The organism is Nocardia sp. NPDC003482 (assembly GCF_053588115.1).
In genome coordinates this window covers 99,479-110,649 of the sequence record NZ_JBSFPI010000025.1, presented here as the reverse complement: position 1 = coordinate 110,649, position 11,171 = coordinate 99,479, and the positions used below count along the sequence as shown (strand labels likewise).

At 71.1% G+C, this 11,171-nt stretch carries 6 protein-coding genes and 1 pseudogene (1 of these 7 cut by a window edge); 3 read left to right on the top strand and 4 right to left on the bottom strand.

Annotated features, from left to right (window positions below):
* Positions 1 to 320: 320 nt before the first annotated feature.
* Both cobC and ACWDSJ_RS31500 read right to left on the bottom strand, forming a co-directional pair.
* Positions 321 to 1,358: an Rv2231c family pyridoxal phosphate-dependent protein CobC gene (gene cobC, locus ACWDSJ_RS31505; RefSeq protein WP_450036226.1), complete on the bottom strand. Its 1,038-nt coding sequence runs from the start codon at positions 1,356 to 1,358 to the stop codon at positions 321 to 323.
* Positions 1,359 to 1,820: 462 nt separating this feature from the next.
* Positions 1,821 to 1,974: pseudogene (locus tag ACWDSJ_RS31500) on the bottom strand (oxidoreductase); the annotation flags it as partial.
* Between the two features lie 149 nt (positions 1,975 to 2,123).
* On the opposite strand from ACWDSJ_RS31500, the gene ACWDSJ_RS31495 reads away from it, so the two are divergent.
* The gene (locus tag ACWDSJ_RS31495; protein WP_450036224.1) at positions 2,124 to 2,603 is read left to right on the top strand and encodes a low molecular weight protein-tyrosine-phosphatase; all 480 of its coding nucleotides are present in this window, start codon (positions 2,124 to 2,126) and stop codon (positions 2,601 to 2,603) included.
* A 5-nt stretch (positions 2,604 to 2,608) separates the two neighbouring features.
* A complete protein-coding gene (locus tag ACWDSJ_RS31490) occupies positions 2,609 to 3,472 on the top strand; it encodes an SURF1 family cytochrome oxidase biogenesis protein (RefSeq protein WP_450036231.1) in 864 nt (287 codons plus the stop codon).
* 93 nt (positions 3,473 to 3,565) lie between these two features.
* Here ACWDSJ_RS31490 and ACWDSJ_RS31485 read toward each other — a convergent pair whose 3' ends face one another.
* Positions 3,566 to 4,507 carry a cobalamin biosynthesis protein gene (locus tag ACWDSJ_RS31485; RefSeq protein WP_450036223.1) on the bottom strand — a complete coding sequence of 314 codons (942 nt, stop codon included), beginning with the start codon at positions 4,505 to 4,507 and terminating at the stop codon, positions 3,566 to 3,568.
* 258 nt (positions 4,508 to 4,765) lie between these two features.
* On the opposite strand from ACWDSJ_RS31485, the gene sigJ reads away from it, so the two are divergent.
* Positions 4,766 to 5,692, top strand: coding sequence for an RNA polymerase sigma factor SigJ (sigJ, locus tag ACWDSJ_RS31480; protein ID WP_450036221.1), 927 nt, complete (start codon positions 4,766 to 4,768; stop codon positions 5,690 to 5,692).
* A gap of 53 nt (positions 5,693 to 5,745) precedes the next feature.
* Here sigJ and ACWDSJ_RS31475 read toward each other — a convergent pair whose 3' ends face one another.
* Positions 5,746 to 11,171: the end of a non-ribosomal peptide synthase/polyketide synthase gene (locus ACWDSJ_RS31475; RefSeq protein ID WP_450036220.1), read on the bottom strand. Its footprint extends 21,679 nt past the window's final position; the window shows 5,426 of its 27,105 coding nt (coding positions 21,680-27,105); its start codon lies off the right edge, out of view; the stop codon is at positions 5,746 to 5,748.

Here is an 11,171-nt window from a genome sequence, read left to right as displayed (position 1 = left end):
ACACGCACCCTCTACGACGAAGCGGCCGCATGGCCCACATACACCGAACAAGCCACTGCTGCTTGACCTCCAAGCCCCTGGGATGTCTTTATTCGAATCCGCACCCGTTGTGTAGCCCTGCAAGGGGTGCGGATTCGAATAAGGGGTGCGGCTGGGTTCGTACACCTGGGGATCGGTGGCGCCTGGGGTGCACGACAGCGGCGGCCGGGGTGCGACTAAGTTCGCGGGCCTGGGATCGGTGTCCCACCGGCAATGAGTTCCAGCGGGGCCGGGCTGCGGCTGGGCTCGTAGGTCTGGGATCTCGGTGGCCGGTCGGGTGGTTACAGGCCGGATTCGGTGATGGCTTCGATCAGGCGGGTTACCTCGGTGGGGCCTCGGACGGCTAGGCGGAGGTGGTTGGGGGTGAGGCCGGGGAAGGTGTCGCAGCGGCGGAGGGCTATTCCCTTGTGGGAGAGGCGTTTTCGGAGGAGTTCGCCGTCGGGGGCCTCGATGAGGAGGAAGGGGGCGTGGGCGGGGGTGTGGGCGGTGATGCCGATCGCGGCTAGGCGGGTGATCATTTGGGCTCTGGACTCGGCGATGGCGTGGGCTCGGGCTCGAGATTCGGCGATGGCGGCAGGTTCGGCGGTGGCGGTGATGGCTTCCAGTTGGAGGGTGCCCAGGGGCCAGTGGGGGCGGCCTCGGGTCAGGCGGGTGAGCAGGGCGGGTGGGCCCAGGAGGTAGCCGCAGCGGAGGCCAGCGAGGGCCCAGGTCTTGGTGAGGCTGCGGAGGATGAGGACGTCGTCGAGGGGGTGGGCGGCGAGGGATTCAGGTTCACCGGGGACGGCGTCGGCGAAGGCTTCGTCGATGACGAGGACGCGGCCGGTGCGGCGCAGGGCCAGCAGGGTTTCGGCGGGGTGGAGGACCGAGGTCGGATTCGTCGGGTTGCCCAGGACCACCAGGTCGGCCGCGTCGGGAACCAGGGCGGGGTCGAGGGTGTAGGGCGGGTCGAGGACGACGCGGGCCACGTCGACCCCGGCGTCGCGCAGGGCCAGTTCGGGTTCGGTGAAGGACGGGTGAACGACCGCGGCCAGTCGGGGGCTCAAGCGCGGCAGCATCGCGAAGCCCTCGGCGGCACCCCCCAACAGCAGTACCTCATCCGTAGTCCGCCCGTGCCTGGCCGCCACGGCCGCCCGCGCGACCCGCTCGTCGGCCGCCGACGGATAGCTCCCCAACTCCCCCAGCCGCCCCGCCAACCGCCGCCGCAACCACTCCGGCGGCCCCCCGCCCTGAACGTTGACCGCGAAATCCAACATCCCCGGCACCACATCCACATCCCCGTGATGCCGCAACAACTCCCGATCGAACCCGTCACCCACCATCGACCTCCAACCTCCCGCGAACCCACCCAACCTTTGCATCCCCCAATCCGCCCGAACCGCCCGGCACCCGTACCGCCTTCCGGAGGGCAGCCGCACCTAGAACCCAACCGAGCCACCCGGCACTAGAACCATCCTGCACAGGGCAGCAGCGCTCGAACCCACCGATCAAGCCGCACTCGGATCACCCTCCGCGGGCAGCAGTGCCCGAAACCCACTCAGCCACCCAGCATGCGAGTCACCGTCCGCCCGAGGCAGCGCACCCGAAACCGGCTGAACCGCCAGAACACACGATCACCCATCCACGCGAGACGGCAATATCCTGAACACGCGAACCGCCCGGGTATTTGACCCACCATCCGCGCAGGCCAGCAGCACCAATCCCACTCACGCGATACAGCAGCGCACCCCCAAACCCACCCGGCACTCGAATTACCTCGGGGCAGCGACACCTGAACGCCGCCGAACCCTCTTGTACACGAACGCGTGGTCCAGGCATGCAGGTGTTGATCTCGTCCTCGCGGGTCTGCTCGGCCTTGCGCGCCCACTCGGGGTCGGCCAGCAGCGGGCGGGCCAGCGAGATCAGGTCGGCGCCGCCACGGGTGAGGACCTCCTCGGCGGTTCGTCCGGCGTGCGAGGGCCATCGCGAGGAACACGGCACCTCGAAACTCATCGAGCCTCCCTCGAGCAGGGCCGAAGGTAACGGGATCCGTGCTCCACCTCCCTATCGCGCACCCGACATAGCCCACCCCACCCCAACCCGCCAGAATGGCTGTCGTGGGTGAGCTGCACGTGACCTTCATTTGCACCGGCAATATCTGTCGGTCGCCGATGGCCGAGAAGATCTTCGTCGGGTATCTGGAGCGGGCCGGGTTGGGTGATCGGGTGCGGGTGAGTAGTGCCGGGACTACGGCTTGGCATGTCGGGGCGGATGCGGATCCGCGGACGACTGCCGTGTTGCGGCGGCACGGGTATCCGGTGGGGCATATCGCGGCGATGGTGGGGTCCGATCATCTGGGTGCCGATCTGGTGGTGTCGTTGGCTACCTCGCATGATCGGGAGATGACGCGGTTGCGGGTGCCCGCTGGGCGGCGGCGGTTGTTGCGGAGTTTCGATCCGGACGCCGACTCCGTGGACGTACCGGATCCGTACTACGGGGGCGATGCGGAATTCGAACTGGTTCGGGAGCAGATCGAGGCGGCGATGCCCGCGCTGCTCGACTGGGTGCGTGAGCGGTTGCCGCGATGAGTGTGCTGCGTCGGCTGACCTTCCTGCTGCGGCCCAGCTGGGTGATTCTCGCGGTCGTGGTCGTGGGGTTCGCGTATTTCTGTTTCACGGTGCTCGCGCCGTGGCAGTTGGGTAAGAACTCCTCGACCTCGCATCGCAACGACCTCATCGCCCGGTCGGTCGACGCCGCGCCGGTCGACGTGACCACGCTGCTCACCGATCCGTCCGCGACCGACACCGAGTGGCGGCGCGTAATCGCAACGGGCACTTACGTTCCCGGCTCGACGGTGGTCGAGCGGTTGCAGCGGCTGGACGACAATCCGGCCTTCGGGGTGCTGGCGACCTTCCGGCTCGACGACGGCCGCGTCCTGCTCGTCGACCGCGGCCTGTTGCCCGCCGCGGACGGAATCCGCCTGCCCACGATCCCCGAACCGCCCACCGGCCCGCAACGGATCGAGGCGCGCGTCCGCAAGTCCGAGGGCGTCACCCCGGGCAAGGACCCGATGACCCAGGACGACTACCGCCAGGTGTATTCGATCGACACCGGCCAACTCGCCACGGTCCTCGGCGCCCCGCTCACCACGATTCCGACCGGCGGCCCCGGCGGCTACCTCCAGCTCACCGACCACCAGCCCGGCGCCTTCACCTCCCGACCCCTCCCCCAACTGGATGCGGGCCCGTACCTGTCCTACGGCCTGCAATGGATCGCCTTCGGCATCATGGCCCCCCTCGGCCTGGCCTACTTCGTCTACGCCGAACTCCGCGAACGCCGCCGCGACCGCCAACCTCCGGCCCCGGCGCCCGAAACGACTTCTCCCGCAACGGTTCCCGCACCGCCCAGCACCAACGCGGACCGGCTGGCCGACCGCTACGGCAACTCGCGCCGCTGATCGCGCAGCGGCACCATCGTCGGACGGGATCCGGTCAGGACCAGCCGAGGCGATCGCGACGGCAGGGGCGGCAGAGTCCGTAGGAGACCTCCATCACGAGGACCGGAATCGGACCCCCGCGAATGCCGCGACGACCATCGCCACCGCGACACCCCCGGCCTGCACGGCCGCCGACAACCGCACGGCCCGCCGCAGATCCGGCACCCGGGGCGTGGGCCCGTCTCCCAGCATGGGCCGCGACTCCGTCCCGTGCCGATACCGCGTGACGCCCCCGAGCCGCACACCCAGCGCACCGGCCATACTCGCCTCGGCCACACCGGCATTCGGACTCGGGTGTCGCCCGGCATCGCGACGCCACGCCGCCAGTGCGGCGGCCGGGCGACCGCCCACCACGGGAGCCAGCATCGCGGTGAGCAGCCCGCTCACCCGCGCCGGAATCAGGTTCGCGACGTCGTCGACCCGGGCGGCCGCCCAGCCGAACGATTCGTAGCGTTCGTTGCGATACCCGACCATCGCGTCGAGCGTGTTCACCGCCCGATACCCCAGCAACCCCGGCACCCCCGCGACCGCGCCCCACAGCAGCGGCGCGATGGCCGCGTCGGAGGTGTTCTCCGCGATGGATTCCAGTGCGGCGCGGGCCAATCCGTCCGCGTCCAGCGCCGAGGGGTCTCGCCCGCACAGCGAAGGCAGCAGCGCCCGCGCACCCTCGATGTCATCGGCCTCCAGCCGGTCCGCCATCTCCCCACCGACCCGGACCAGGGACCGTCCACCTAACACGGTCCACGTCGACACGGCCGTGAGCGCGAACCGAAAACCGGTGCGCTGCAATGCGATACCCGCGAGAACCATGCCGCCCACCAACGCGGCCTCGTACCGGATCCCCGCCGCCCGGCTGTCCCGATACGCCACCGACTCCAACCGCGCGGCCGCGGACCCGAACCCCGCGACCGGATGCCACCGCCGCGGATCGCCCAGTACCCGGTCCAGCACGAAACCCGCACCCAACCCGACCACCGTCGACAAGCCCTCGCGCACCGGCCGAGGGTAGCCGACGACATGTCACACGAATGCCCGGCCCGGGGGCACTGGCGGCCCGAACTCGCAGGCGGCATGTGACACGAATGCCTGGCCCGGGGGGACACCGGCGGCCCGAACTCGCCAACGACATGTCACACGAACGCCCGCCCCGGGGGCACTGGCGGGCCAAACTCTCCGATGGCGTGTCACACCAACGCCCGCCCCGCCGTCTCCCTGGTGACGGACGGTTAGGCTCCGGTCGAGAGGACGGTGGATGTGAGCGAGCAGGGGTTCGGGGACGGTGACCGGGCGGAGTTGGCGCGGCGGTTCGAGGAACATCGGGGGTACTTGCGGCGGCTGGCGTACAGCACGTTGGGGAGTTTGACCGACGCCGACGATGTGGTGCAGGACGCGTGGCTGCGGTTGCAGCGGTGGCACGAGACCCGGCCGGCGGGGGCGGAGATCGAGAATCTGCGGGCCTGGCTGTCGACGGTGACGGGGCGGCTGGCATTGGATCAGCTGGGGTCGGCGCGGGCGCGGCGGGAGCAGTACGTCGGGGAGTGGCTGCCGGAGCCGGAGGTGACGGCGTCCGACGATCCGGCGGATCGGGTGACCCAGGACGAGCGGGTGACGACCGCGCTGCTGGTGGTGCTGGAGTCGTTGTCGCCCGCGGAACGGACCGCGTTCGTCTTGCAGGACGTGTTCGGGATGACCGGCCCGGAGGTGGCCGAGGTGGTCGGCCGCACTCCGGCCGCGGTGCGGCAGTTGGCATCTCGCGCGCGCAAGCGGGTCGAGGAGGGGACGCCGCGGTTTCCGGCGAGCCCGGACGAGCACGCGAAGGCGGTGTCGGCCTTCGCGGTGGCGTGGCGCTCGGGGGATCTGAGCGCGCTGCTCGGAGTGCTCGACGAGAAGGTCACGCTGACCGCGGACGGCGGCGGCAAGGTGCCCGCGATCCGGCAGCCGGTCAGCGGTTCGGAGCTGGTGGCCAAGATGTTCCTGGGTTGGTACCGCGCGGGTACGGGAGCGTGGGGACGTTCGGTCCTGGTCAATGGCCGACCCGGGCTCATGGTGTTCGACGGGCACCATCTCGGCGTGTTCGCGTTCACCGTCGAGCGCGACCGCATCACCGGGATCACCGTGGTCCGCAACCCGGACAAGCTGCGCGACCTGCCGCCCGCCGAGCCGGAGTGGTTCATGGAGTGAGGACTACCCTGTGCCCCAAGGTATTCGGCGCAATTCCGGGGCGGCGAGGGCCGTCAGGCCCGATCGCTGTCCCGCAACAATTCGTTCAGGATCGGCCCGATCTGCGCGACGCCGTGCGGGTTGAGCATCCCCATGTGCCGTTCGTCGATCGGGACGGACCGGATCGTGCCGCCGATGTGACGCCGCCATGTCGCGGCCATGTCACCGCGGCGGGTTTCGCGGGCGGCGAGGAACAGCACGGCGTCCCCGTCGAAGTGCTCGGGTTCGTGCGAGACCGGCGTCGTGAAGTTCTCGATCACCCGCTCGACCTGTTCGGGGGTGAAGACGCCCTCGCTCGCGAGCCGTTCGGACAGCAGCGCGAACAGTTCGTCGGGCGAGGCGATCGGCCGGTCCTCGCTCAGGCCCAGGAATTCGCGCCAGCCGCCGAGGAAGTCGTTGAGCGCCCGCACGCCCTGCGGGTCGTCGGGGTCGGCCGTGAGCGGCTGATCGAGTTCGGCCTCGACGGCGGCGTCGACGAGCACGAGCGATCCGACCGAATGCCCCAGTGCGCGAAGGCGACTCGCCATGGCGTGGGCTATCTTCCCGCCCAGCGACCACCCCAGCAGGTGGTAGCGGATGCCGGGGAAGGCGCGCACGATCTCGTCCACGTAGCGCCGGGCGTACTCCTCCACCGACGCGCAGCGCGCCGACCCCTCGACGATGTAGGGGTCCTGGAGACCGTAGATCGGCCGATCCGGATCGAGGTGTCCGGCCAGACCGCCGTACACCCAGGCCAGGCCGCCGCCGGGGTGCGCGCAGAACAGCGGCGGCTTGTCACCCGCCGAACGCAGCGGTGACAGCACGCCGAGCGAGACCCGCATCCCCGTGTGCGGCCCGTCGAGGTAGCGGGCGACGGACGCGGGCGTGGAGTCGGAGAACAACAGCTGGTAGGGCACGTCGGTCCCGGTGCGCGTGCGCAGCCGCGCGACGAGTTTCATCGCGACCATGGAATTGCCGCCGAGCGTGAAGAAGTCGTCGTCCACACCCACCCGGTCGACGTCCAAGACCTCGGCGAACACGTCCGTGACGATCTCCTCGAGGGGTGTTTCCGGGGCCCGGTAGCGCGCGGCCGCCGCGGCGGGGGCGGGCAGCGCGCGCCGATCCACCTTGCCGCTCGCGGTCAGCGGCAGTTCGGGCAGCACGGTGACGCTGGCGGGCACCATGTAGGACGGCAGCCGGTCGGCCACCGCGCGCCGCGCTATGCCCGCGTCGAGGTCGCGGCCGGGGGTGGGCGCGACGTAGGCGGCCAGCGCCCCGGTGTCGTCCACGACGACGACCGCCCGCCGCACGGCATCCGAATCACGCAGCGCCGCTTCGATTTCCCCGAGTTCGACGCGCTGGCCGCGCACCTTCACCTGGAAGTCGCCGCGGCCGACGAACGTCAGCGCGCCGCGTTCCCACCGGACCAGATCGCCGGTCCGGTACATGCGCGAACCCGCGGGTCCGTACGGGTCCGCTACGAATGTCGCCGCGGTGAGCCCGATCCGGTTCAGATATCCCCGTGCCGAACCCGGACCCGCCACGTACAGCGCGCCCACCACGCCCTCGGGCACGGGACGCAGCCAGCCGTCCAGGACCATGGCCCGCACGCCGGGGATCGGGCCGCCGATCGTAACCGGCTCGCCGGGGCGGACCTCCGTGCCGCTCACCCAGATCGTCGCCTCGCTGGGGCCGTAGAGGTTGTGCACCCGGCGGATTCCGGCGCTGTCGGTGCCGGACCATTGGGCGACCAGTGCGGGCGGGCAGACGTCGGCGCCGGTCAGCAGTGCCCGCATCGCGTCGAGCCCCGACGGATCGACCGAGGCGGCCACCGCCGGGGACAGGAATGCGTGCGTGATCCGCTGGCCCCGAAGGAATTCCGTCAACGTCTCACCCGCTACGGCGTTCTCCGGCGCGACGACGAGCGCCGCCCCCGCGGGCACCGCGAGCAGGAATTCCAGCACGGCGGCGTCGAAAACCCGTGCGGCGACGACGGATACCCGCGATCGCGCGTCGACCCCGAACCTCGGGGCGGCGGCGACCGCGAGCCCGGCGTGGGTGACGGCCACGCCCTTGGGCGTTCCGGTGGACCCGGAGGTGTACACGATGTAGGCCGTATTGCCCACTCGCACAACGCCTCTCCGGTCTCCGTCGGTGACCGGCGCGGCACTGTACCGGGACAGGTCCGGATCGATCACCCGCACCCCGAACTCACCCGAGAGGTTCCCGAGCGCGATGCTCGCCCCGCTGTCGGCGAGGATGAACCGGTTCCGTTCGGCGGGATGCGCCGGATCGAGCGAGACGAACGCCGCACCGGCCTTGGCCACCGCCCACACCGCGCGAATCCACGCCGCCGAGCGCGGAAGGGCGAGCGCGACAACGGTTTCCGGCCCGGCGCCCGCCTCGATGAGCGCGCGAGCGCACCGGTTCGACCACTCGTCCAGATCCCGATACCGCCACTCCCGCGAGCCCTCGACGATCGCGGGACGATCCGCGTTGTCACCCGCGACCCGAACGCACAACTCCCCCAGCGTGAACGGCCGCGGCGCCGCGGCCCCGTCGCCGAGTTCCCGCAACCGCCGCCGCTCCTCGGCCGACACCGGATCCAGATCGCGAAGCGGCACAACGGGTTCCGACACCACATCGCGAAGCACCCGCGCCAACCGCCCGGCGAACCCTTGCACCGTGGACCGGTCGAACAGGTCGAGCGCGTAGCTGATCCCGATCGGCATCCCGCCATCGTCGTCGGGTGTGCCGGACGCGGTGACGGTGAGGTCGAATCGTTCGATCCCGGTGTCGAGCTCCACGCCCTCGGCCCGCAACCCCGGCAGCCGCGCCGAGGCGTGTTCGAGTCCGAGATTCTGGAAGGCCAGCATCACCTGGAACAGCGGATGATGCGACCGGCTGCGCGGCGGATCGAGCTCCTCCACGACCCGCTCGAACGGAATGTCCGCGTGCGCGAACGCGTCCAGATCCACCCGCCGGACGCCGTCGAGCAGCTCGGCGAACGACGCGGACTCGTCGATCCGCGCCCGCAGCACGAGGGTGTTGACGAACATGCCGACGAGATCGTCGAGCGCGGCCGCGCCCCGGCCCGCCACCGGCGTGCCGACCGCGATATCGGCCGTGCCCGCCAGCCGGGACAGCACGACCGCCAGGGCGGCGTGCAACACCATGAACACCGTCACCCCGCGCTCCCGCGCCAGGGCCCGCAGCCCGGCGGCGGTCTCGGCGTCCAGGGTGAACCAGTACGCGGCCCCCCGATGCGAGGCGACCACCGGTCGCGGCCGATCGGTCGGCAACTCCAGCCGATCCGGCGATTCGGCCAATCTCTCGGTCCAGTAGGCCAGCTGCCGCGCCAGCGCACTCTCCGGATCCGCCTCCTCCCCGAGCACCTCGCGCTGCCACAGCGCGTAGTCGGCGTATTGCACCGCCAACGGCTCCCACCCCGGCGCACGCCCCGCCCGCCGCGCCGCGTACGCCAGCGAGAGGTCCCGCGCCAGCGGCGCCATCGACCAACCGTCCGCCGCGATGTGGTGCACCACGAGCGCGAGAATGTGCTCCTCGGATCCGCTGCGCCACAACCCGATTCGCAACGGCGGCTCCACCGCGAGATCGAATCCGCGCCGCGCCCACGCCCCCACGGCACCCTCGACCTCGGCCCCCTCGATCACGATGGGCCGCACCGCCGGGTGGTGATCGGCGGGCAGGATGCGCTGGAACGGGACGCCCTCGTCGTCGGGGAACAGGGTGCGGAGGCTTTCGTGGCGGGCCACCACATCGCCGAGGGCGGCCTCGAGAGCGGGCACGTCCAGATCGCCGATCAGGCGCAGGACCAGGGGGATGTTGTAGGCGGTGGCGGAGGGGTCGAGGCGGTTGACGAACCACATTCGCCACTGGGCGAAGGACAGGGGGATCCGGGCGGGCCGGGGGCGGGCGGAAAGCGCTGGGGCCGAACCGGTTCGGGACGCGCGAGTGGCGAGGACCCGGGCGAGTCCAGCGGGTGTGGGGGTATCGAAGACGTCCCGGACCCCGACGTCGTAGCCGACGGCCGCCTCCACGCGCGCCGCCGCCTGGGTCGCGGACAGGGAGTGACCGCCGAGTTCGAAGAAGTCGTCGTCCACCCCAACCTTGTCCAGACCGAGCACGTCGCGAAAGACGGCGGTGACGATCTCCTCGATCGGCGTCGACGGGGGCCGATAGGCCGCCACCTCCCAGCGCGGAGCGGCCGAGCCGTCCTCGTCGTCGCCTTCCACGGTCTGGGAGTCATTGCGCCCCAACGACATCAGGCCGCCGTGCTCCCACCGCACCCGCTCCCCGGTCCGGAACATCACCGCGCCCGGCGGGCCGAACGGATCGGCGACGAACACCGCCGCGTCGTCCGCGCGCCGACGCCGCGCGGCCGACCCTGCGGCCGCCATCTCCCCCGGCACCGCGGACACAGCGACGAACGACTCCGCGGACCCGGACGCTCCCCCGTTGTCGCCCACATGGTTTCGCGGCACCGCGGCCCCCGCGACATACAACTCCCCCACCAGTGCCGGGCGCAGCCATCGGTCCAGGACCAGTAGCCGCACGCCCGGGACGGGACGGCCGAGGGGAACCGGGCCGCCGGGGCGGGTTTCGGCGCCGGTCGACCAGATTGCGAGGGTGCGCGAGGCGGTGTATGTCGAACCGGCGGGCCACCGTTCCATGGCCGTGGGCGAGCAGCCGGTGACAATCGCTCGGAGGCCGGGGATTTCGATGGGGTCGGCGGTCGGGGGCAGGAAGGCGTGGGTGATTTGTTCGGCGCGTAGGAATTCGGTCAATGGTTCGTCTGCGGATGGGACGAGCCACGTCGCGCCCGCGGCGACGGTCAATGGCAGAGCCGCCGCCGCGATCTCCGCCGCCACGGCGGGATCGGCCGCTACCCGTGCTCCCGCACCGATCCCGTAGCGGGGTGCGGTCGCGGCGGCGAGGGCGGCGTGGGTGAGGGTCGTTCCGGTGGACGCGTCGATCCACGCCGGATCGTCCGGCCGCACCGAGTCGGATCCGATCGGCGCGGCGTCGAACGCGAACACATCGACACCGTTCGGATCGATGACCGGGATCGCCGAATCACCCACGGCCGGTTGGCCGATCACGATGGCGACATGGTCGGGGACGGCGTCGGCCGCGTCGAGTGGCACGACCACCGCCCCGGCCTTCGCCACCGCCCACACCCACCGAACCCAGTCACCGGACCGCGAGACAACCACTCCCACAGGCGTTCCCGGACGCACCCCGCGATCGATCAACAGCCGCGCGCCCCGATCGGTCCAATCGTCCAGCTCCCGGTACGTGACCCCGCCCGAGCCATCGACGACAGCCACCCGATCCCCGAACTCCGCGGCGGCGCGAGTGAGCCTGTCCCCCAATGGGATCGGCTCCGCCCCAGCACCCCCGTCACTCCATTCCCACCACGCCCGCCGCTCCTCCGCCG

Bases quoted from the DNA above. Each gene is read 5' to 3' on its own strand.
- ACWDSJ_RS31495 (WP_450036224.1), top strand. From the start codon at position 2,124: ATGGCTGTCGTGGGTGAGCTGCACGTGACCTTCATTTGCACCGGCAAT.
- cobC (WP_450036226.1), bottom strand. From the start codon at position 1,358: ATGGTGGGTGACGGGTTCGATCGGGAGTTGTTGCGGCATCACGGGGAT.